This window comes from Actinoplanes sp. GCM10030250 (genome assembly GCF_042666575.1).
GTDB lineage: Bacteria > Actinomycetota > Actinomycetes > Mycobacteriales > Micromonosporaceae > Actinoplanes.
This window is the reverse complement of the sequence record NZ_JBHTDO010000021.1, coordinates 133,507-154,214: the sequence shown is the minus strand read 5'-3', so window position 1 is coordinate 154,214 and position 20,708 is coordinate 133,507. Positions and strand designations below refer to the sequence as shown.

The 20,708-nt window shown below is 70.7% G+C and carries 21 protein-coding genes; 10 read left to right on the top strand and 11 right to left on the bottom strand.

Annotation, left to right across the window (positions count from 1 at the left end; genetic code table 11):
- Positions 1-53 precede the first annotated feature (53 nt).
- The gene (locus tag ACFQV6_RS25645) at positions 54-881 is read right to left on the bottom strand and encodes a hypothetical protein (RefSeq protein ID WP_378030131.1); all 828 of its coding nucleotides are present in this window, start codon (positions 879-881) and stop codon (positions 54-56) included.
- 236 nt (positions 882-1,117) lie between these two features.
- On the opposite strand from ACFQV6_RS25645, the gene ACFQV6_RS25640 reads away from it, so the two are divergent.
- From ACFQV6_RS25640 to ACFQV6_RS25625, 4 genes are all read left to right on the top strand, one after another.
- Positions 1,118-4,237 carry an amino acid adenylation domain-containing protein gene (locus ACFQV6_RS25640; protein ID WP_378030130.1) on the top strand — a complete coding sequence of 1,040 codons (3,120 nt, stop codon included), beginning with the start codon at positions 1,118-1,120 and terminating at the stop codon, positions 4,235-4,237.
- Positions 4,227-5,066 carry an FG-GAP repeat domain-containing protein gene (locus ACFQV6_RS25635; protein ID WP_378030129.1) on the top strand — a complete coding sequence of 280 codons (840 nt, stop codon included), beginning with the start codon at positions 4,227-4,229 and terminating at the stop codon, positions 5,064-5,066. Before ACFQV6_RS25640 ends, ACFQV6_RS25635 begins: the two co-directional genes overlap by 11 nt.
- Positions 5,067-5,271: 205 nt before the next feature.
- Complete coding sequence (locus ACFQV6_RS25630) at positions 5,272-5,925, top strand: pentapeptide repeat-containing protein (protein WP_378030128.1); 654 nt, start codon at positions 5,272-5,274, stop codon at positions 5,923-5,925.
- Between the two features lie 78 nt (positions 5,926-6,003).
- Positions 6,004-6,225, top strand: coding sequence for a hypothetical protein (locus tag ACFQV6_RS25625; RefSeq protein ID WP_378030127.1), 222 nt, complete (start codon positions 6,004-6,006; stop codon positions 6,223-6,225).
- A gap of 81 nt (positions 6,226-6,306) precedes the next feature.
- Here ACFQV6_RS25625 and ACFQV6_RS25620 read toward each other — a convergent pair whose 3' ends face one another.
- A complete protein-coding gene (locus tag ACFQV6_RS25620; RefSeq protein ID WP_378030126.1) occupies positions 6,307-6,954 on the bottom strand; it encodes a sensor domain-containing protein in 648 nt (215 codons plus the stop codon).
- A 131-nt stretch (positions 6,955-7,085) separates the two neighbouring features.
- Between ACFQV6_RS25620 and ACFQV6_RS25615 the strand changes: the two genes are divergently transcribed.
- From ACFQV6_RS25615 to ACFQV6_RS25605, 3 genes are read left to right on the top strand one after another with little or no spacing between them, the layout of a single operon-like run.
- Positions 7,086-7,661, top strand: a complete 576-nt coding sequence (locus ACFQV6_RS25615; RefSeq protein WP_378030125.1) for a PadR family transcriptional regulator — start codon at positions 7,086-7,088, stop codon at positions 7,659-7,661.
- Positions 7,658-9,064: an FAD-dependent monooxygenase gene (locus tag ACFQV6_RS25610; protein ID WP_378030124.1), complete on the top strand. Its 1,407-nt coding sequence runs from the start codon at positions 7,658-7,660 to the stop codon at positions 9,062-9,064. The genes ACFQV6_RS25615 and ACFQV6_RS25610 overlap by 4 nt, the downstream gene beginning before the upstream one ends.
- Before the next feature lie 38 nt (positions 9,065-9,102).
- Positions 9,103-9,702: a VOC family protein gene (locus tag ACFQV6_RS25605; protein ID WP_378030123.1), complete on the top strand. Its 600-nt coding sequence runs from the start codon at positions 9,103-9,105 to the stop codon at positions 9,700-9,702.
- A 7-nt stretch (positions 9,703-9,709) separates the two neighbouring features.
- Here the strand turns inward: ACFQV6_RS25605 and ACFQV6_RS25600 are convergent, their stop codons facing one another.
- The 3 genes from ACFQV6_RS25600 to ACFQV6_RS25590 are packed head-to-tail and all read right to left on the bottom strand — an operon-like array spanning position 9,710 to position 11,655.
- A complete protein-coding gene (locus ACFQV6_RS25600; RefSeq protein WP_378030122.1) occupies positions 9,710-10,090 on the bottom strand; it encodes a hypothetical protein in 381 nt (126 codons plus the stop codon).
- 34 nt (positions 10,091-10,124) lie between these two features.
- Positions 10,125-10,739, bottom strand: coding sequence for a hypothetical protein (locus ACFQV6_RS25595; RefSeq protein WP_378030121.1), 615 nt, complete (start codon positions 10,737-10,739; stop codon positions 10,125-10,127).
- A 16-nt stretch (positions 10,740-10,755) separates the two neighbouring features.
- Positions 10,756-11,655, bottom strand: coding sequence for an endonuclease/exonuclease/phosphatase family protein (locus ACFQV6_RS25590; protein ID WP_378030120.1), 900 nt, complete (start codon positions 11,653-11,655; stop codon positions 10,756-10,758).
- A gap of 106 nt (positions 11,656-11,761) precedes the next feature.
- On the opposite strand from ACFQV6_RS25590, the gene ACFQV6_RS25585 reads away from it, so the two are divergent.
- Complete coding sequence (locus ACFQV6_RS25585; RefSeq protein ID WP_378030119.1) at positions 11,762-12,931, top strand: M50 family metallopeptidase; 1,170 nt, start codon at positions 11,762-11,764, stop codon at positions 12,929-12,931.
- 3 nt (positions 12,932-12,934) lie between these two features.
- Here the strand turns inward: ACFQV6_RS25585 and ACFQV6_RS25580 are convergent, their stop codons facing one another.
- The 3 genes from ACFQV6_RS25580 to ACFQV6_RS25570 are packed head-to-tail and all read right to left on the bottom strand — an operon-like array spanning position 12,935 to position 15,016.
- Complete coding sequence (locus ACFQV6_RS25580) at positions 12,935-13,117, bottom strand: hypothetical protein (protein ID WP_378030118.1); 183 nt, start codon at positions 13,115-13,117, stop codon at positions 12,935-12,937.
- 13 nt (positions 13,118-13,130) lie between these two features.
- Positions 13,131-13,838 (bottom strand): response regulator, encoded by a 708-nt coding sequence (locus ACFQV6_RS25575; protein WP_378030117.1) that lies wholly within the window; start codon positions 13,836-13,838, stop codon positions 13,131-13,133.
- Positions 13,835-15,016, bottom strand: a complete 1,182-nt coding sequence (locus tag ACFQV6_RS25570) for a sensor histidine kinase (protein WP_378030116.1) — start codon at positions 15,014-15,016, stop codon at positions 13,835-13,837. The genes ACFQV6_RS25575 and ACFQV6_RS25570 overlap by 4 nt, the downstream gene beginning before the upstream one ends.
- A gap of 167 nt (positions 15,017-15,183) precedes the next feature.
- Between ACFQV6_RS25570 and ACFQV6_RS25565 the strand changes: the two genes are divergently transcribed.
- Positions 15,184-15,483, top strand: a complete 300-nt coding sequence (locus ACFQV6_RS25565) for a DUF6223 family protein (protein ID WP_378030115.1) — start codon at positions 15,184-15,186, stop codon at positions 15,481-15,483.
- 30 nt (positions 15,484-15,513) lie between these two features.
- On the opposite strand, the gene ACFQV6_RS25560 is transcribed toward ACFQV6_RS25565, so the two are convergent.
- The 3 genes from ACFQV6_RS25560 to ACFQV6_RS25550 are packed head-to-tail and all read right to left on the bottom strand — an operon-like array spanning position 15,514 to position 18,898.
- On the bottom strand, positions 15,514-16,827 hold the full coding sequence (locus tag ACFQV6_RS25560) for a dihydrolipoamide acetyltransferase family protein (protein ID WP_378030114.1): 1,314 nt from the start codon (positions 16,825-16,827) through the stop codon (positions 15,514-15,516).
- Entirely contained in the window at positions 16,824-17,795 is a 972-nt protein-coding gene (locus tag ACFQV6_RS25555; protein ID WP_378030137.1) for an alpha-ketoacid dehydrogenase subunit beta, read from the bottom strand. The genes ACFQV6_RS25560 and ACFQV6_RS25555 overlap by 4 nt, the downstream gene beginning before the upstream one ends.
- Positions 17,796-17,809: 14 nt before the next feature.
- Positions 17,810-18,898, bottom strand: coding sequence for a thiamine pyrophosphate-dependent dehydrogenase E1 component subunit alpha (locus ACFQV6_RS25550; protein WP_378030113.1), 1,089 nt, complete (start codon positions 18,896-18,898; stop codon positions 17,810-17,812).
- 139 nt (positions 18,899-19,037) lie between these two features.
- Here ACFQV6_RS25550 and ACFQV6_RS25545 point away from each other — a divergent pair, with 139 nt between their 5' ends.
- The gene (locus ACFQV6_RS25545; protein WP_378030112.1) at positions 19,038-19,469 is read left to right on the top strand and encodes an Lrp/AsnC family transcriptional regulator; all 432 of its coding nucleotides are present in this window, start codon (positions 19,038-19,040) and stop codon (positions 19,467-19,469) included.
- Positions 19,470-20,708: the final 1,239 nt, after the last annotated feature.

Below are 20,708 nucleotides of genomic sequence, written 5' to 3'. Positions count from 1 at the left end.
GAGCTTCCTGTTTTCGGGCCTGTTCGCGGTCGCAGAAATAGCGCCGGAAATGGTCAGCCGTGCAACATTTCGAGCACCGCGGCAGCAATTTCCCGGTCGGCCAGCATGACCGAGTGCTCCACGTCGAAGAAAATTTCGCGCCCGACCGGGATCTGGCCGATGCCGATGCCCGCGGAACGGATGCCGTTCAGCCCGCTCGCCGGACTGGCCGAGGTGATCACGGTGGCCGACTTCCACCGGGCGAACGGGTCGATCTCGGCGGCCGCGGCGAGGAACGACATGAACGAGTCGAAGGCGCCGAACAACTCGGCGACCCGGGCCGGGCTCAGGCCGAGGCGGGCGAAGGCCGGTTCGCCGCCCTCGTGTGCCAGCGTCATCAGGTCGTCGCGCAGCGCCGCGATGCCGTTGTCGCGGTCGAAGACCTCCTCCGCGGAGGCCTTGATCTTGGCGAGCTGTGCTGCCGGGATCGTCGCGGACAGGAACCCGGCCATCTTGTTGAACTGCCAGAGCAGGGTCTGCTCGACGGTGATCTCAGGGTCGAAGAGGATCACCGGGACCTGCCCGTCCTGGAAGCTGTCCACCCGGTCGGCCAGCGCGGCCGCGTAGACGCCGCCGGCGCAGTAGCCGAGCACGGCCGCCACCCGGGGCCGCTCGGCCGCCAGCGGGTCGCCCCACCAGTCGAGGTACTCCCGCGCTGTCCGGGTCTGCGCGCGGGTCGCCGGCAGCGGCACGGTCTCGCGGAACTCCAGGCCGGAGCCGGCGTTCGCCACCAGGTCGGCGAAGCGGGCCTCCGGCCGGCCCGTGGTGTCGAAGTCCACGGCGAGGACTACACCGCCGTCGCCTTTCGACAGGGTCTTCCAAGGCTCAGGTGCGGTGGTCATCAGCTTCCCCCGAATCCGCGACGCCGATCACGAAGCGACGCTCCTCGGCCGAGGCTAATGGCCGTGACGGTGGCCCGATCACCCCTGAGAACCCCTATTGCGGCCCCTAGGCGGGCCGGCCGCAGAACAGGGGTAGGACCCCCTCGAAGCGCTTTGTAGCATAGGCACACATCATTTCTCAAAACACCTCCACCGGTGCACCGGGAGGATTTGTGCGATCCGCAGTCAATACTTCTGTGAACGACGCGCGGAAATCGCGCGACCTCATTCCGGCCTCCCGGAAGGAGGAGGCGCTCTGGCTGCTGGAAAGGCTCGCACCGGGTAGCGCGCCCAACAATCTCGCCCTGGCGTTCCGGGTCGCCGGGCGCATCGACACCGGCTATCTGGCCGCCGCGGTGTCGGCCATGCTGCGCCGGCACGAGGTGCTGCGCACCGTGCACTTCACCGACGGCACCGGGCTCACCAAGACCGTGCTGTCACCGGACGAGGCCGAGGTGCCGGTCGCCGAGCTGCCCGGCCCCGCAGCCGGCGCGCTGCCCGGCTTCGTCGGCCGCCCCTTCACCCTGGACGGCCGTCCGCTGCTGCGGGCCGCCGTCTTCCACGACACCGGCGGCGACGTCGTGTGCCTGGTCTTCCACCACCTGGTCTACGACACCATCTCCGGTACCGTGCTGCTGGAGGAGCTGGCCGGGGACTACGAGCGGCTGCACCAGGGCCGGACGCCCGAGCTCACGCCGGTGCCTCCCTACGCCGAACCCGAACCGGCGGATGCGAGCCTCGACTTCTGGCGTACTCAGCTGACCGGCTTCGATCCGTCCACGCTGGAACTGCGGTACGGCCGCCGGCAACCGGACCAGCCGTCGCTGACCGGCGACCAGGTCAGCCACGTGCTCGCGGCAGAGACCCGGGCCGGCGTCAAGCGGCTGCAGAAACAGCTGCGGGCGCCGGAGGCGGTGGTGCTGCTCGCCGCGTACTACCTGCTGCTGTCCGCGCACGGCGCCGGGCCGGACATCACGGTCGGCTCGCCGGTCAACGTCCGCGCACCGGAGCACACCCGGGCCATCGGCTACCTGGTCAACGTGCTGCCGATGCGGGTCGAGGTCGACCCGGCGCAGAGTTTCCGGGCGCTGGTACGCCGTACCCGAGACATGTTCTTCGCCTCTCTGACCCACGCCGGCGTGCCGGTGGACAGCATCTCCGGCCTGGTGCCCCGGGTGAACTCGTCGTGGCGCAGCACGCTGTTCCACCACCTGTTCAACTACGTCCCGCAGCTCGGCCTGCCCGGCTTCACGCTGGGCGGCCTGGACGCCGAGCCGATCGTGGTGGAGAACGGCTTCAGCAAGTTCGACCTGGAGTTCTTCGTGATGGCCTCCGCCGAGCAGCTGCGGGTGCTGGCCGTCCACAGCACCGCGATGTTCAGCACCGGCGAGGTGACCACCCTGCTCCACCGGTACGAGGCTCTGCTGCGGACGCTGGCGGACGGCACCGGCGACGTGGCGGACCGGCCGGTCCGCGAGCTGCCGGTGTGGAGCGAGCACGACCGGGAGGTGATCGGCGCGGCGAACCGGACCGGCGCACCGGTCGATCCCGGCAGTGTCCTGGCCGCGGTCGCCGGGCACGCCCGCACGGCACCCGGTTCCGTCGCCGTGGAGGCCGGTGACCGGACCGCCACCTACGGCCAGATCTGGGACGCGGCCGTGCGTACCCGTGACTGTCTCACCGAGGCCGGTGTCGCCCACGGCGACGTCGTCGCGCTGCTCGCCGCCCGCGGCCCGGAGCTGGTGGCGGCGGTGCTCGGCATCTGGCTCGCCGGTGCCGCCTACCTGCCGATCGACCCGGAGCACCCGGCGCAGCGGATCGCCTACCTGCTCACCGACTCGGGTACCCCGGCCGTGCTCGCCGACCGCGCGGTCACGCTGCCGGAGGGGCACCGGGCAAAGGTTCTGCCGCTCGCGCCGGTCACCGGTTCCGCTGCCACTCCCCGCGAGGACGAGGGCCGCGCCGACCCGGCCGCGATCGCCTACCTGATCTACACGTCCGGCTCCACCGGCCACCCCAAGGGCACGCTGATCACCCACGGCGGCCTGGCGAACACCGCCGCCCACTTCACCGCCCAGCTCGGCGCGCGGCCGTCCGACACCACCCTGTGGACCACCACGTTCGCGTTCGACATGTCCGGCATCGAGCTGCACGTGCCGCTCTACTCGGGCGGGCGGATCGCGATCGCGCCGGACGAGGCCCGGGTCGACGGCAAGGTGCTCGCCGAGTTCGTCGAACGGCACGAGCCGGGCATCCTCGAGGCCACACCCACCACCTGGCGCCTGGTCCTCGACGAGGTGCGCAGGCTGCTTCCCGGCCGGCGGATCGTGATCGGCGGCGAGCCGGTGCCGGCCGAGCTGGCCGGGCGGCTGGTCGCGGCGGGGGCGCAGGTGCACCACGCGTACGGGCCGACGGAGACGACGATCTGGTCGACCTCCGCGATCGTCGGCCCGGACCCCGGCGACCGCCTCGACGTGGGCCGCCCGATCCGCAACACGCGGGTGCTGGTGGTCGCGCCGGACGGCCGCCGGTTGCCGGTCGGGGTCCGCGGCGAGCTGTGGATCGCCGGCGCGGGCGTGGCGGCCGGCTACCACAACCGTCCCGGCCTGACCGCCGAGCGTTTTGCCGACGACCCGGAGTACGGCCGCTGCTACCGCACCGGCGACGTCGGCTGGTGGCGCCCCGACGGCACGCTGGAGCTGGCCGGAAGGGTGGACCGGCAGATCAAGCTGCGCGGCAACCGGATCGAGCTGGGCGAGGTGGAGGCCGTCCTCGGCGCCCATCCCGGTGTGCGCGCGGCGGCCGTGGTGGCCACCGGCGACCTGACCTCCGACGGGCGCCTGGTGGCGTTCGTCGTGCCCGCCGGCGGCACCGACGTGCCGGCCGGGCTGTGGGAGCACGCCCGCGGGCGGCTGCCCAGGTCGGCGGTACCGCACGAGTTCACCGCCCTCGCGGAGCTGCCGGTCAGCACCAACCAGAAGGTCGACCACCTGGCGCTGGAGCGGGCCGCCGCCGAGGCGCGGGGGCCGCAACCCACCGGCGCGCCGGCCGGTGAGCCGGGCGACGCGCTGACCACCGCCCTGACCGAGCTCTGGTGGCGCGTCCTGGACCGCCCGGACCTGCATGCCGACAGCAACTTCTTCAGCAACGGCGGCCATTCGCTGCTCGGCGTGCAGCTGCTCCAGCTCGTTGAGGACGAGCTGGGCACGGTGGTGAAGCTCGCCGACTTCTTCGCGGCGCCGACGCCGCGGGCGCTCGCCGCGCACATCCACACCATCGACGCACCCGAGACGAAGGAGAGTTCCGATGATGCGTAACGAGGCTCCGCCGGTGCACAGTGCGGCGTCGTTCAACGGCAACGGACTGCGCGACATCCTGGCCCGGGAAGCGGCCACCGGCGACCTGTACGTCGTACCCCACCTCGGCAGCTACGACGGGGAGAAGACCTTCGGCGAACCGGTGAAGATCGGCGAGGGCTTCGGTAGCGCGGTCTGGATCGGCGCGGCGGACCTGACCGGCAACGGCTTCGGCGACGTCGTGACGGTCACCGACGACGAGAAGTTCCTGGTCTACATGAACCAGGGCGGCCTCGCCGGGCTGGACACCCTGGCGCCGCCGATCCACGCCGGCGGCAAGCTCGCCGACGTCATGTACGTGACCATCGCCATGGGCGACCTGACCGGCGACGGCAAGGCCGACATCATCGGGCGGCTGCAGGACACCGGCGAGGTGCATCAGATCATCAACCAGCTCGGCAGCGGCGAGCCGGCACCGTTCGCGCCGCCCGCGCCGTACGCGACGATCGACCCGGCGGACATTCCGGTCGGTCTCGCCGACGTGACCGGCACCGGCCGCCCGGACCTGCTCGTGCTGCACCCCAACGGCAACCTCACGGTGCTGGAGGTGGACCGCACCGGCGCCACCGAGCCGGTCCGGCACACGGTGTCGCACGGCTGGGACACCGTGCAGGTCATCGACATCACCGACATCGACAACAACGGCCACCCGGACCTGCTCTGCCTGACCGGCGACAACCGGCTGGTGGTGCACCGGCACAGCGGGGCGTTCACCCCGGACGACCCGGAGTCGGTCTTCCTCACGCCCGAGCTGATCGGCGAGGACTGGGGCCGTTTCGACATGATCTGACGTCCGCCGCACCCGGCGCCGTCCCGCCGCAACCGGCGCCGCCCGCCGCAACCGGCGCCGCCCCGCCGCAACCGGCGCCGCCCGCCGCAACCGGCGCCGCCCCGCCGCAACCGGCGCCGCCCGGCTGCTCCCGCGCCGCACCCGGCCGCCGTCCCGCTGCTCCCCCGCCGCAGCGGGACGGCGGCGCCCGACGTAGGTTGCGAGGATGCCAGTGGCCCGTGACCTCGCGTCCCTTCCGTACGCGCGTTACCTGCAGCCCTTCACCGGTGACCTCGACCAGGGCGACGACCACGTCGAGGTACACGTCGACGACCGCGAGTTCGACACGGTCAGCGCCGGCGGCTCCCGGTTCTCCGAGAGCGCCCTGACTTCCGTGACGTTCACCGGCGGCTCCTTCGACAGGTCCCGCCTCGACGACGTGTGGATCGCGCGCAGCCGCTGGATCGGCGGCAGCTGGGCCGAGTGCGACCTGCTCAACGTGTCGATCCTGGACGGTGTCCTGGCGGGCGTGCAGGCCTACGGCTCCAAGTGGCGCCGCGTGACGGTCCAGGGCTGCAAGATCGACAGCTTGAACCTGCGCGGCGCGAAGCTGCAGGACGTCGAGTTCCGGGACTGCGACCTGTCCGAGGTGGATTTCGGCGACGCCACCCTCGCCGGGGTGAGCTTCCCGGGCTCGATGCTGCGCCGGGTCCGGTTCGGCAAGGCGACGGTCAAGAAGGTGGACCTCCGGGGCGCCCGGGAGCTGGACGTCGCCGAGGGCTGGGACTCGCTGCGCGGGGCGATCATCAACAGCGGTCAGCTGGCCGAGGCGGCACCCGCGCTGGCGCAGACGCTGGGCATCGTAGTCAAGGATCGGTGAAGACCTGTTTCGGACATGGACCGACAGGGCAGTGAAAAGAGCAGGACGATCGAAGCGACTACGAGGAGGTCCTTTCCGATGACCGCCAACGAGCACGAGGTCAACCGCAGCGCCCGCAGCGGTCGGTTCGTCAAGGAGAGCACCGCCGAGCGTGACCCCAGCGGAACGGTCACCGAGCACGTCGGCGGCGACAAGCGTGACGACAAGCAGGACGTGCACCGCAGCGCCAGCACCGGCCGCTTCGTCACCGGCACCACCGCCGAACTGCACTCCTCCAGCACGGAGACGCAGCGCGTCTGACGCGCCCCGAGAGTCCGCCCTCCACCGCGCCGGTGGAGGGCGATTCTTGTTTCACGGTGCAGCTCGCGGACTCCGCCCGGCTCACCGCGGGCTCAACAGCCTCTCGGCGAACCGCGCCTCGAACCGCGCCGCACCGTGCACCACGGCCGGCAGCGTCACCGCGAACAGCACCGCGACCACCAGATGGAAGACGACCGCCGTGGCGTAGGACTCGCCGAGGCCGAGCAGCTCGGGCAGGTTGCGGCCGCCCGGCCCGTCCGGCAGCGCCCACCCCCACAGCGACCAGCTCAGCCCGCCGAGCACACCGGCCCACCACGCGACGACGGACGAGAATGCGATGGTACTGGGAACACAGCGCAGCGAGGCGTACGCCAGGTCCCGCCAGGACTGCGGATCGGCCAGCACGGCGAACAGCCGGCGCGGAAGCGATGCCGTTCCAGCCGTACGATAAACGGGTTTGCCGATGGCGCGCCCCAGCACCGGCCCGATTCGTGCCCGTTCCGCGTCGGCGAAGCCGCGCGCCATCATCATGGCCGCGAAGAGAACCGGCACGCCGACCCAGATGACAGCCGTTCCGAGGCCGACGGAGAAACCGGTCAGGCAGACGATGACGCCGGCCAGTCCGGCCGGAAACCCGGTCAGGACGTAGCGGGTGTCAGCGCCGAGCCGCGCCAGGAACCGGACGGCCGGCGCCGGCGTGAGCGTCACGTCGAGCTGAGTCGTGGTCATGTCACTGACGCTATGCAGCGGCCCGCCCCGGCCCGATCCCGTGAGCCACCCGATCCGCGGTAGGGCTAGCCCCACCCCCGTCCGCCCCAGGTGTATAGTCGGATCCGACTAATAGGAATCGAGGATCCGCGATGCCGCGCCGCAAGGTCTCCAACACCCTCGCGCTGGCCGTGCTCGGCCTGCTGCAGGAGAAGTCCATGCACCCCTACGAGATGGCTTCCACGCTGCGGGAACGAGGCAAGGACACCAGCTTCAAGATCAACACTGGTTCGCTGTACGACACAGTGGCTTCCCTCGTGAAACATGGCTGGATCACCGAGGTCGAGACGGTTCGCGACGGTCGCCGCCCCGAGCGAACCGTCTACACCACCACCGAGGACGGACAGAGCGAGTTCGTGCAGTGGGTCGACGAGCTCATCCGCACGCCGGTGCCGGAGTATCCGAAGTTCATGGCCGCTGTCTCGTACCTCGGTGCTCTCGGCCCGCAGCGTGCCGCCGCAGCGCTCACCGAGCGGGCCGGTCACCTGGAGCGGCAGATCGAGGACGCCCGCCGGGTGCTGGCCGAGACCGTGGGCACCGGACTGCTCCCCCGGTTGTTCATGATCGAGGGTGAGTACGCGCTGCACGCTCTCGAGGCCGAGCACGGATGGACGGTGCGCACCCGCGACGAGATCCGCGACGGCTCGCTGACGTGGCCCGAGTCATGATCGACGTCCTGATCGCCGGAGCCGGGCCGGCCGGACTGATGCTCGCCTGCGAACTGCGGCTCGCCGGCGTGGACGTCGTCGTGGTCGAACGGCACGAGACCCGCCCCGATTTCTGCCGCGGCTTCACCCTCAACGCCCGCTCGCTTGATCTGCTGGCCCGTCGTGGTCTCGCCGAGCCGCTCGTCGCCGAGGGCTGGCGGGTGCCGCACGCCGCGTTCACCTCGCTGCCGGTGGTGCTCGGGCTCGCGGATGCGTACACCGATCATCCCTTCACGCTCGGTATCCCGCAGACCCGCGTCGAGGAGTTCCTGGAGGACCACGCCCGCGAACTCGGTGCCGACATCCGCCGCGGGCAGGAGCTTGAGGCACTCGACGTGGAGGCGGACTCCGTCGTTGCCACCGTCGGAGGAGAACGCCTGCGTGCGGCGTACGTCATCGGTTGTGACGGTGGCCGGAGCACCGTGCGCAAGCATGCGGGCATAGCGTTCCCCGGCACGCCGGCCACCCGGTTCTCGCTGCTCGGCGACGTGAGCCTGGCCGATCCCGGCGCGCTGCCGTTCGGGGTCACGACCGGTCCCGGCGGCGCGGTGTTCCTCATCCCGCGCCCCGGCTATGTGCGGATCGTCGTGGAGGATCCGCGGCCCGATTCCCCGGCCACCCTGACGTCCTTGCAGTCCGCGATCGATCAGGCCCTCGGCCGTCATGTCGAGCTGATCGAACCCCGCTGGGTGACCCGGTTCGGCGACGCCGCCCGCCAGGCCGAACGGTATGTGAGCGGCCGGGTCATCCTGGCCGGCGACGCCGCGCACATCCATCCGCCGGCCGGTGCCATCGGCGTCAACGTCGCCCTCGACGACGCTCTCAACCTCGGGTGGAAGCTGGCGGCCACCGTTCGGGGTACCGCGCCCGAGCACCTGCTGGAGAGCTACCACTCCGAGCGCCACGCGGCCGGGCAGCAAGTGTTGGCGAGCACTCAGGCGCAGGCCCTGCTCGGCAACGCCGGCGACGATCTACGGCCCCTTCTCGATCTGCTGACCCGGATCGCGGCCCATCCGGCGGGCAACCGGGCGTTCGCCGACGTCGTCACCGCCCTGGACACCCGCTATGAGATGACGCCGGGCGGCAGCCACCCGTGGCTCGGCCGGCTCTGCCCCAACCTGCGGGTGACCACCGCGGACGGCGACACTGACGTCGCCACACTGCTGTCCGGCGGCCGTCCGGTTCTGATCGGCGACGCCACCGCGCAGGGACCACTCGACGTGGTCGCGGCCACCTTCCCCGACCACCCGGATCTGCGAGCCATCCTCCTGCGCCCCGACGGCCACACCGCGTGGGTGGGCGGCGACGGCCTCGACGAGGCGCTGCGCCACTGGGTGGGTGCACCTTTTGAAGTTCACGCGTGAAGGGTTGTTCCGCCGGGGCCGCGGACGTTGACTGCCTTATGACCACAATGGCTCTCAAGCTCGAAGTGACCACCATCCCGGTCCGCGATCTCGACCGCGCCAAGGAGTTCTACGCCGGCATCGGCTGGCGGCTGGACGCCGACTTCGTCCTCGGCGGCGCTCGCGCCATCCAGTTCACCCCGCCCGGCTCACCCTGCTCGATCCACTTCAGCCCGGGCACCGAGGCCGCACCGCCCGGCTCGGCACAGGGCCTCTTCCTCATCGTCACCGACATCGAGGCAGCCCGCGCCGAGCTGATCAAGCAGGGTGTCGAGGTCGGCGAGGTGTTCCACCGGACACCGGACGGCACAGCGGGCGGGCCCGCACCCGACCGCGCGTCGTACAACTCGCTTGCCGCGTTCCGCGACCCCGACGGCAACGGCTGGGTGCTCCAGGAGGTCACCAGCCGGCTGCCGGGCCGCATCGATTCCGGCGAGACGGCGTACGTCTCCGTGAACGACCTGGCGGATGCTCTCCGCCGAGCGGCCGCCGCACACGGTGAGCACGAGGAACGCACCGGGGAGGCCGACGAGAACTGGCCCGAGTGGTACGCGGCGTTCCTGGTCAGCGAACAGGCCGGAACAGAGCCGCCCAAGTAGCCGCCGGTCAGCCCACCCGAAGGGCTTCCGCACACCGCCGGCGCAGCAGTTCGTACTGCTCCCGGCACCGCTGCGGTGCACCCGGCGGACGCCGCTGCACCTCTCCCCCGGTGACCACCTCGCCGGGGTGGAACTGGCCGGCCGTGAAGTCGACGTCACGGCCGTCCGGCAGGCGGTTCCAGTAGTGGTGGCCGACCTTCACCCCGCCTGCGACCACCTCGCCGAGCACCAGGTCACCGCCGAGCAACTCCTGCACGACCAGGGCGGTCACCCCGCACTGCCCGCGCGCCGGGTTGCCCGGGTGCCAGTCCGCCAGGTCGTGCGGGTCGCAGGTGTCGGCCCCCCAGGCGGAGCGCAGGATCGGTCGCAGGCTGTCGATGTCTGTCATGGGGCTGAGCCTGGCGCCTCAAGCAGGTCGAGGGTCAACCCACCTGGCCGGCGATATCGAACGTGGCAGAGCACCCGGGACAGGTGAAACAGCCGAACAACCTCGACAGGGCGGTCGCCACGGATTCGCGGCCCGCCCGCACGGCCGCCGCGTGCAATCGCCCGGCCAACTCCGAGGAGAGGCCCGGTTCGATCGTGGACTGCCCGGGCTCCAGGCAGAGGAGAAGCTCCTCCCCGCACTCAGGGCAGTCCACCTCCACCTCACCGCCGTTGACGACACTCAGCTCCGAACTCCAGACGCCCTCGCCGCACAGACCGAGATCGGCCATCAGTAGACGTACGAAGGTGTAATCGTGAAAGGCCTCGTTCGCCAGTGCCTCGCTGGCGAACACGCGTAAGGCGGCGATCTCCGGGGCGTACGCCGTCCGGCTCTTGGCGTCGGCCGTCCGGGCGACGACCCCCGCGAGTTCCAGGACCTCGACCCGGTCAGTGGGGGTGAATGCGGCGCAGGTGCGGGCCAGCCAGGGCAGGATCGCGGGCTCCGGAATCACCCGAACGCCATCGGGTGACGGGAAGTTCCAGATCTGCTGCCACGCCGGGGATCTCGGATCGCCCGCCGCCATGTCCAGAACCTCTTGAGCAATCGTCACCCGTCGAATTCTCCCATCACCTGCCCACCGACAGCGTCACCCGGCCGTAGATGATGCGATGGTCCGAGCAGGGCCTGCCGCACGAGGTCACCAGGCCGACCGAGTCGCCGTAGTACCCGCCCACGATCCGGTTCTCCGGCACGAAGATCAGGTCGATCTTCACACCGGTCCCGCAGGCACCGTCATCCGTGCGGTAGGTGGTGGCGTCCCCGTACCCCGGACAGACCGCTCCCCTGTCGTCGAGCTCCCGATGCCTGCCGCGATTGCCGGGGTTGTGCTCGGTGTCCGCCGAGCTCGCATACCAGGAGTCCATCCGCTCGGTGCCCGGCTCACTGTTGAAGTCACCGGCGATCACCACCGTCTCGCCGGCGTCCTCCCACGCCTCCACCTGCCCCCGGACCTCCTCGGCCTGAGCGGTCACGCTGGCGTACGGGCTCAGATGCGTCACGCAGTACCGCAGCCGCTTGCCGAGCACCGGCGCACAGAGCAGGTTGCGCGTCTCACCCTCGTCGGCCGGCTCCTGAGTCAGGGTGATCCAGTTCGTGGCGCCGAGCGGCTGTTTGCTGAACATGGCGTTGCCGTACGCGTCCCCGGCGCAATGCTTGGGCCACGCGGTCGCGAACCGGTAGAAGTTGGTGCTCTCCGGCCACCCAGCGGCGGCAAGCCGCTTCTGGATCTCCAGGTACTGACCCCAGCAGATCTCATTCAACGCGACCACATCAGCGTCGCGGTAGAGGATCGACTCCACCGCCGCGTCGACCATGCCGTTCGTCGCCGACCCGCCGTTCATCACCCACCCGGCGACGTTCCACTGCCAGACGGTCAGCGTCTCGGTGACCGCGCCCGCCGTCGCGGGAGGCGCCGCCACCAGGGGCGACAGCACCAGAGCCAGGACCGCGGCGAGAAGGCGTCTCACAACAGAGCAGTATCTCCGACGGCGACCCGCCCAACCGCACCGGGAAACCGAAACCCTGGCACGAGAGCTGCTCGCCGCGTGAGCGCCCGATCCGTACGATCAGCGCGTGCTGGCTTACATCCTCGGTGTCACCCTGTTCGTGCTGGGCCTGTGCCTCTCCCTCGCGCTGCACGAGGCCGGTCACCTGCTCACCGCCCGCGCCTTCGGGATGCGTGTCCGCCGCTACTTCGTCGGCCGCGGCCCCACGGTCTTCTCGTTCCGGCGCGGCCACACCGAGTACGGGTTGAAGGCCCTCCCGATCGGCGGCTTCTGCGACATCGCCGGGATGACCGCCCTCGACGAGCTGACACCCGGCGAGCGCCCGCACGCGATGTGGCGTCACCCCACCTGGAAGCGCACCGTGGTGATGGCTTCCGGCGCGGTCACCCACGTGCTGCTGGCGATGGCCATCCTGTACGGCATGGCCGTCACCTCGGGCCTGCCCAACCTCAACCCGGTCAACGAGCCGGTCGTCGCCGCCACCAACTGCGTCGAGGCCACCACCTGCCCGGCCACCGAAGCCGGGCTGCTGCCGGGCGACCGGATCCTCACCGTGGGCCGGACCTCCACCCCGCTCTGGGCCGACGTGCTCACCGCGATCCAGACCGCCGGCGGCCCGACCGCGCTCACCGTCCAGCGGGGCGGCGAAACCCTCACCCTCACCGTGAATGTGGCCCGTGTGCAGCGGCAGGGCTCCGACGGCACGCTCCGCGAGATCGGCATGATGGGTGCCACGGCACAGCAGCCCCCGGCGTACCTCAAGTACGACGCCCTGGGCGCGGCATCGGCGACCACCGTGTTCACCGGTGACCTCGTCAGCCGTACCCTCGACCAGTTGGCCGCCTTCCCCCAGCGCATCCCCGCGGTGATCACCGCGATCGGCGGCGGCGAGCGCGACCCGGAGACACCGATCAGCATGGTCGGCGCCAGCCGGCTCGGCGGCGAGGCCGCCGAACGCGGCCTCTGGGAGGTCTTCTTCCTGCTGTTGGCCAGCCTCAACCTCTTCATGGCGGTGTTCAATCTGCTGCCATTGCTTCCGCTCGACGGCGGTCACATCACCATCATCTGGTACGAGCGGATGCGTGACGCCGTCCGGAAACTGCGCGGCCGACCGGCCGCCGGCCCCGTCGACTTCACCCGCCTCGTCCCGATCACCATGGTCCTGGTCCTGCTCGGCGGCGCCGTCATGCTCCTGACCATCACCGCCGACGTCGTCAACCCGGTCCGCCTCTCCTGACCCTCAGACGGCCGTCGGCTCCCACAGCAGAAGCTGTCGGTGCTGCTTGAAGCCGTTGCGCAGGTAGAAATCGACAGCGCGGCGCCCGGAGTGGACGGTCACGTGCGACAGGTGCCGGGCGCGGGCCTCGGCAAGGATCGCGGCCAGCGCCGCCGCATCCGCCACGCCGCCCATCCGCACGATCACCGGCCGAGTGTAGTCAGGGGGTGACGAGGCCGGTCTGGTAGGCGATCACGACCAGTTGCGCGCGGTCGCGGGCGCCGAGTTTCACCATCGCGTGGCTGACGTGGGTGCGGGCGGTGGCCGGGCTGACGAAAAGGGCGGCGCCGATCTCGTCGTTGCGCAGGCCCTGGCCGACGAGCGCGACGACCTCGCGTTCCCGGTCGGTGAGCACGGCGAGCCGGTCCTCGGCGGTTCGGTCGGCAGCGCGGCGGGCGGTGAACTGGGCGATCAGGCGGCGGGTGATCCGCGGTGCGAGCAGCGCCTCGCCGGCGGCGATCACCCGGATGGCGTGCAGCAGCTCGGCCGGGCCCGCGTCCTTGAGCAGGAAGCCGCTGGCACCGGCCTGGAGACCGTCGAAGACGTACGCGTCGGTGTCGTAGGTGGTCAGGATCAGCACCCGGACGTCCCGCAGGCCGTTCGTGGCAGCGATCTGCCGGGTGGCCTCGATCCCGTCCAGTCTCGGCATGCGGATGTCCATCAGTACGACGTCCGGCCGCACGGCGCGGGCCTGCTCCACGGCCTCCGCACCGGTGGTGGCCTCCCCCACGACGGTGATGTCGTCCTCGGTGTCGAGCAGCAGCCGGAAGCCGGACCGGACCAGCTTCTCGTCGTCGGCCAGCAGCACCCTGATCGCCACGTCGCCACCGCCGCCGGCGTTCACGTGGCCACCGCCGCCAGGATTCATGTGGCCACCGCCGCCAGGGGCAGCCTGGCGTTCACGGCGAAGCCCCCGCCCGGCAGCGGACCGGCGTCGAGCTCCCCGCCGAGCAGCCGGCACCGCTCCCGCATCCCGGTGATGCCGCGCCCCGGCTCACCCCGGTCCCGCCCCGGCTCCGGCGGACCCGCCGCTCCCGGACCCTCGTCGGTCACCCGGACCCGCACCGCCCCCGCGTCGTAGTCCACCGCGACGGTCACCCTGGTCGGCCCGGCATGGCGGATCACGTTGGTGATCGATTCCTGGAGGATGCGGTACACCGCGCTGCCGACCGCTCCCGGCACCGGCTCGGGCGACTCGGCCGGCCGGAAGTCGACGTCGAGCCCGGCCTGCCGCGCCTTCGTGGCGAGCTCACCGATCTCGCCGAGGCCCGGGTACGGGACCCGGTCGTCACCGGAGTCGTTGAGCACCCCGAGAACCGCCCGCATCTCCCGGAGCGCCCGCGAACTGGTCTGCTCGATCACCCGCAGGGCCTCGCGCGCCTGTTCCGGCCGGCGGTCCAGCACGTGCGCGGTGACACCGGACTGGACGTTGATGACAGCGATGGCGTGCGCCACGGTGTCGTGCACCTCCCGGGCGATCCTGAGCCGTTCCTCGTCGACCCGGGCGCGGGCCTCCTGCTCCCGGGTGCGCTCCGCGAGCTCCGCGCGTTCGAGCGCGTCGGCGGCGATGACGCGCCGGGAACGCACGCTCTCGCCGAGCGCGGCGCTCATGATCGAGGCACCGATCCGGAAGAACACCCACCCGAGCGCGGCCCGCGGTTCGATGTCCGCCGCGGCGATCAGCCAGCCCACGGAGAGGACGGCGATTCCCGCACCGGCGATCACCAGCGTGCGGCGGCCGTCACCGAGCGCGGTCAGCGTGTAGATGCTGACGAACAGCGCGAGCCACCCGGGACCGTCCGGGAAGTCGAGACCGTAATAGATCAGGCTGCAAGACGCCGTCGTCAGAAACACAGCAAAGGGCCACTTCCGGCGTACGGCGAGAGCCGCACCACTGACCACGAGCAGCAGGTATCCCAGATCGCCCGGATCGGCGAGCGGGCGAACCACCGCCTCGGGCTCACCCGCCACCCTCGTGACGGTGCCCTGAACCTGCATCACCGTGATGAAGAGCGCCAGCAGCAGGTCCTGCCCACGTTCCCGCATGCAGCGATCCTATGGCGTCCGGCGCTCCCACCCGTACGTCAAAAAGCGTGACCTTCCCCCGACCGCCTACGCCCCACGGCGTAGTCCCCGCCGCCCGCCGGCGGAAGACGCACCCGGTCGAGCCGGGCCACGATGCCTGCGTCAGTTCCACGCTCCGGGGAGGCACCATGCTTCTGTCCACCGTCGCCGGCTACGAGGTCGGTACCGGCCGGCTCGTCCCGTCCGTGGCCGCGGTGATCGGCCTGATCAGCGTCGTCGTCGGCGTCCGCGCCCTACTCCGCTCCCGCCGCACCGCCGCCCTGCTGGCCGTGGGCGCGGCCATGATCGCCGTAGCGGTCGGCGGCGTCCACGCCGCCAACGCCGCCGGCGGCCTCGGCACCGGCAACGGCCTCGCCGGCGCCGTGATCGCCGTGCTCTTGGGGGTCATCGGCCTGGTTACCTCCGGCCTCGCACTCGCCCGCACCTGAGTTCGGCCGCTCTCGACGTGTGGGTCCCCGTCAGAGGTGGGCGAGCGCGGACAGCGGATCCTCCATCGCGTCGGCGACCGCGCGGATGAAGCCGGCCGCCGTGCCGCCGTCGCACACACGGTGGTCGAAGACGAAGGACAACTGCGTGATCTTGCGTACGGTCAGAGCACCCCCGACCACCCACGGGCGGTCGATGATCCGGCCGAGGCCGAGCATGGCCACCTGGGGATGGTTGATGATCGCGGCGCTGCCGTCCACACGGAAGGCGCCGTAGTTGTTGAGCGTGAACGTGCCCGCCGCCAACTCGGCCTGAGTGGACTCGTTGCGCCTCGCGCGGGCCGTGACGTCGCGGATGGCACCGTCGAGCTGGGTGGTCGTCATGGACTGTGCGCCCATCACGGCCGGCACGACCAGGCCGCGGTCGGACTGCACCGCGAGACCGAGATTGATCGCGTCCAGCTGCACGATCTCCTGGCGCTCGGTGTCGAGGCGGGCATTGAGCACCGGGTGGGCCCGCAGTCCCGCCACGACGAACCGGGCGATGTAGGCGAGCAGGCCCGGCGAGTTCGCGTCGCCACGGGTACGTTCCCGCAGCTCCCAGAGTGCGGTGGCGTCGACGTCGACCCACACGGTGGCCTCGGGGATCTCCGCACGGCTGCGGCTGAGCACCGCCGACACCGCCTTGCGGAAGCCGCTCAACGGAATCCGCTGCTCCCCGTCCGCCGCACGAGCCGCAGCGGGAGCCGACGCCGGAAGGGAAGCGCCGTTGGACGAAACTGACGACGGGGCGGCGGCTGTAGCAGCAGGCTTTGCGAGGTCACGGCGGGTGATGACGCCACCAGGGCCGCTTCCCCGGATCGCCGACAGGTCGACGCCGCTCTCCCGGGCCAGGCGCCGCACCAGCGGAGAGATCACGCGCGGGACCGCCTCGGGCCCGGACGACCGAGCAACCTCGGGGCTGCGCGGGCGCCGATGCCGTACCGCCGAAGTGGCTGCCTTCGTCCCGTACCCGACAAGAACGTTTCCGGACCCGGCCCGCTCCTCCTCCCGGTAGGTGTCGCCCGCGTTCGGAGCGGCCGCCGTGTTCAGAGCGTCCACCGTGATCAGAGCGTCCACCGTGATCAGCGGCGCGCCGACGTCGAGGGTGGTGCCCTCGGCCGCGTGCCGGGTGGCCACCCGGCCGGCGTGGGGCGACGGTACCTCGACGACCGCCTTGGCGGTTTCCACCTCTACGACCGGCTGGTCCACCTCGATGACGTCGCCGTCGGACACCAGCCACCGCACGATCTCCGCCTCGGTCAGCCCTTCGCCGAGGTCGGGCAGCGTGAACACCTGGGCGGTCACAAGTCCTCCCACTGGAGGTCGTCGACGGCGTCGAGGATGCGGTCGACCGAGGGGAGCTGGAAGTGCTCCAGCTTGGGCGGCGGGTAGGGGATGTCGAAACCAGTCACCCGGCGGATCGGGGCGTGCAGGGAGTGGAAGCAGCGTTCGGTCACCCGGGCGACGATCTCCGAGGAGACGCTCGCGAATCCGGCGGCCTCGGCGATCACCACGGCCCGCCCGGTGGAGCGCACCGCCTCGCACACCGTCTCGTCGTCGAACGGCACGATCGATCGCAGGTCGACCACCTGCAGGCTGCGGCCCTCCTGCGCCGCGGCCTCGGCCGCTTCGAGCGCGACGGGCACCGCAGGACCGTAAGCGATCAGGGTGGCGTCGGTGCCGGCCCGGCGGATCGCCGCGCGGCCGATCGGTGCGACCGCTTCTTCAAGATCAGCTTCCGTACGGGAGAAGTACAGTTTCTTGGGTTCGAGGAACACCACGGGGTCGGGTGACGCGATCGCCTGGCGCAGCAGTCCGTAGGCGTCGGCCGGGTTCGCGGGTGCCAGCACGTGCAGGCCCGGCGTGTGCGCGTAATACGCCTCCGACGAGTCACAGTGGTGCTCCACCCCGCCGATCCCACCGGCGTAGGGAACCCGGATCACGATCGGCACGCCGACCCGTCCCCGGGTGCGGTTGCGCATCTTCGCGGCGTGGCTGACCAGCTGCTCGAACGCCGGATAGGCGAACGCGTCGAACTGCATCTCGACGACCGGCCGCATGCCGTTCATCGCCATCCCGATCGCCATGCCGAGAATGCCCGACTCGGCAAGGGGCGTGTCGAAACAGCGCTCGTCACCGAACTCGGCGGTCAGGCCGTCGGTGATCCGGAAGACACCGCCGAGCGGGCCGACGTCCTCGCCGAACACGACAACCGACTTGTCCGCGTGCAGGGCGTCACGCAGCGCCCGGTTGAGGGCACCAGCCATGGTCATCTTCTCGGGTGCCATCAGCGCGCCTCCTCACGGGCGAGCTCGTCGGCGACGAGCGCTTCCTGCTCACGCAACTGTGGCGTGGGCTCCGCGTACACATGCTTGAAGAGGTCCCGGTAGTCGGCGACCACGTCCGTGTTCAGCCCCGAACGCATGTGCTCGGCCATCTTCGCGGCAGTTTCCGCGTACCCCGAAGCCTTTGAATCGTCGAGAAGCCCGCGCCCTCGCAGGTAGGTCTCCACACGGGTGATCGGGTCCCGCGCCAGCCAGGGAGCGACCTCGTCGTCGTTGCGATAGCGACTCGCATCGTCCGCATTCGTGTGGGCCTGCACGCGGTAGGTGTGCGCCTCGATGAGCTGCGGACCCGCACCGCCGCGGGCACTCTCGACGGCGGCGCCGAGCACGTGCAGCAGGGCCGCGACGTCGTTGCCGTCGACGCGTTCGGCATTGATCCCGTACCCGATGCCCTTGTGCGCCAGCGAGGGCGCCGCGGTCTGCCGGGACAATGGAACGGAGATCGCGTATTCATTGTTCTGAATGAAGAAGATCACTGGCGCGCGGAAGACCGCGGCGAAGTTCAGCGCCTCGTGGAAGTCGCCCTCGCTCGTCGCGCCGTCACCGCAGATCGCCATCACCACCGTGGGTTCGCCGCGCAGCCGGGCCGCGTGCGCGACACCCACCGCGTGCAGAAGGTGCGTTGCGAGCGGGGTGGCCTGCGGGGCGACGCGGGTTTCGGCAGGGTCGTAACCGCTGTGCCAGTCGCCCTTGAGCAGGACCAGCGCCTGCACCGGATCAACACCGCGGGCGGCGATCGCGGCGGTGTCACGATAGGTCGGGAACAGCCAGTCACCGTCGGCGAGAACGTGGGCGGCGGCAACCTGGCACGCCTCCTGCCCGTGCGACGACGGGTAGACGGCGAGCCGCCCCTGGCGCACCAGCGCGTAGGCCTGATCATTGAGCCGCCGGGCGGCGACAAGCGCGGCATACGCGCGAAGGAGCGCGTCGTCGTCCGGCAGGTCGGGGCCGCCCGGAACGGGATTGCCGTCCGGGTCGAGGAGCATCACGGGCTCCGCGGACGGCAGCAGGTGAGCTGCGTCACGTGTCATGCAGGGATTCTTGTTCCCCGGCCAATTGAACGCCATCCTCGCCGAAAAGCCGAGATGATGTTTATCTTGAACCCCCTTCCCAGAGCCGAACGTCCAACCACGGCGAGGCACCCGCCCCGCCGGCAAGACAGGTGGCACCGTGCTCGACGAGACCGACCGGCGAATCCTGACCGAGCTAGGACGGGACGGCCGGATGTCCATGCGCACCCTCGCCGAGACGCTGCACATCTCGCGAGCGAACGCCTACTCCCGCGTGTCCCGCCTCCAGGAGACCGGCGTGATCCGCGGCTACCACGCTGACGTGGATCCGGTGGCCGCCGGCCTGACCACAGCGGCCTACGTGACGTTGAACTTGCAACAGGCCAACTGGCGCGAGGTGCTGGGACGCTTGCACGCCCTACCAGGCGTAGTACACATCGGCCTGGTCGGCGGCGACTTCGACGTAATCCTGCTGGTCCGAGTCGCCGACAACACCGAGTTGCGCCACCTAGTCCTAGACGAAATCCAGGGCATGCAGGGCGTCGTCAGCACCCGAACCCTCCTACTCTTCGAAGAATCCGCCCCCCGCTGACCCCCGCCGGTCGCCGCTCGCCGGTCGCCGGTCGCCGCTCGCCGGTCGCCGGTCGCCGGTCGCCGGATACGCTGACGGCGATTCTTAGTGACCACCAGTATCAACAAATAAATCTTCCGCTCAGCTGATTCCACCTTAACCACAGAATGGTGACCCACGCGGACCCGCCCATATCCGACAACATCGAGTGAAACCTCGACCACCATCCTGCGGCGACCACCTGAATTCAGTAAACACTCGGGCCGAGTGAATGGCGGCAAGGACAACACCGCCAGCCGCACCCCGTCGCCAGAATGCTATTCGAGCCACGGCATCGGTCCGGCGCCGAGATGCCAACGATCGCGACTCGGAAGGCGGCGGCGTGGGCGAAGCTGGTGACACGGGTGCTGCCCCTGGCGCGGCGAGCGCCGCCAGTGGCGAGGCGGACGGGGGCGCTGCGGGCGCTGCCACCGGCGGCGCGGGCGGCGGCGCGGGCGGCGGCGCGGGCGGCGGCGCGGGCGACGCGGGCGACGCGGGCGCTGCCACCAGCGGCGCGGCCGACGCGGGCGACGCGGGCGCTGCCACCAGCGGCGCGGCCGACGCGGGCGACGCGGGTGCTGTCACTGGCTTGGATGCGCTCTGCGCGAGGCGGCGGAGCTTCACGGCGTGGCGCTGCTGCAAGCCCCACGCACGGTGCCTCTCATGCTCACGACGAAATGCGTCGCGGGAGGCGGAATAATTGCGAGAAGCGGTTTGATCACGCATCACCGCAATCTGCGACCTACTGAACAACGACGCCTGCCTCATACAAGAATTCTTCCGCATCTGCGCCCTGAGGTGTAAGCAGTCGATCATGCCACCTTGAATTCCTTTACCGAATGGGCTGAAGAAGCATGAGAATGACCGATGTGCCGAGAAGGCCGGGTTTCTCCAGGACGCCCGTCGCCGTCGAGCACGAATATCAGCGCACACATTGGGGTTGCGTGCGCGTTTAGACGGCCTATGACCTATGCGGGCGCACACGGATGGTCAATGTGTGCGTCGGCTGACGCTGAAATGGCGCTGACAAGGACCAGGCGCACACGGAACTCATTCCGTGCGAGCCTGCTGCTCTCCGCCGCCTACCGCCCGCCTTTCTCCCCGGCGCCTGCCGCATCGGGGAGGTCGGCGGGTGGCGGTCAGCGGGTGGCGGTCAGCGGGTGGCGGTCAGCGGGTGGCGGTCAGCGGGTGGCGGTCAGCGGGTGGCGGTCAGCGGGTGGC

Bases quoted from the DNA above. Each gene is read 5' to 3' on its own strand.
- ACFQV6_RS25615 (WP_378030125.1), top strand. From the start codon at position 7,086: ATGCCGCGCCGCAAGGTCTCCAACACCCTCGCGCTGGCCGTGCTCGGC.
- ACFQV6_RS25610 (WP_378030124.1), top strand. From the start codon at position 7,658: ATGATCGACGTCCTGATCGCCGGAGCCGGGCCGGCCGGACTGATGCTC.
- ACFQV6_RS25605 (WP_378030123.1), top strand. From the start codon at position 9,103: ATGACCACAATGGCTCTCAAGCTCGAAGTGACCACCATCCCGGTCCGC.
- ACFQV6_RS25620 (WP_378030126.1), bottom strand. From the start codon at position 6,954: ATGACCACGACTCAGCTCGACGTGACGCTCACGCCGGCGCCGGCCGTC.
- ACFQV6_RS25565 (WP_378030115.1), top strand. From the start codon at position 15,184: ATGCTTCTGTCCACCGTCGCCGGCTACGAGGTCGGTACCGGCCGGCTC.
- ACFQV6_RS25635 (WP_378030129.1), top strand. From the start codon at position 4,227: ATGATGCGTAACGAGGCTCCGCCGGTGCACAGTGCGGCGTCGTTCAAC.
- ACFQV6_RS25645 (WP_378030131.1), bottom strand. From the start codon at position 881: ATGACCACCGCACCTGAGCCTTGGAAGACCCTGTCGAAAGGCGACGGC.
- ACFQV6_RS25570 (WP_378030116.1), bottom strand. From the start codon at position 15,016: ATGCGGGAACGTGGGCAGGACCTGCTGCTGGCGCTCTTCATCACGGTG.
- ACFQV6_RS25625 (WP_378030127.1), top strand. From the start codon at position 6,004: ATGACCGCCAACGAGCACGAGGTCAACCGCAGCGCCCGCAGCGGTCGG.
- ACFQV6_RS25550 (WP_378030113.1), bottom strand. From the start codon at position 18,898: ATGACACGTGACGCAGCTCACCTGCTGCCGTCCGCGGAGCCCGTGATG.
- ACFQV6_RS25555 (WP_378030137.1), bottom strand. From the start codon at position 17,795: ATGACCATGGCTGGTGCCCTCAACCGGGCGCTGCGTGACGCCCTGCAC.
- ACFQV6_RS25630 (WP_378030128.1), top strand. From the start codon at position 5,272: ATGCCAGTGGCCCGTGACCTCGCGTCCCTTCCGTACGCGCGTTACCTG.
- ACFQV6_RS25575 (WP_378030117.1), bottom strand. From the start codon at position 13,838: ATGAATCCTGGCGGCGGTGGCCACGTGAACGCCGGCGGCGGTGGCGAC.
- ACFQV6_RS25600 (WP_378030122.1), bottom strand. From the start codon at position 10,090: ATGACAGACATCGACAGCCTGCGACCGATCCTGCGCTCCGCCTGGGGG.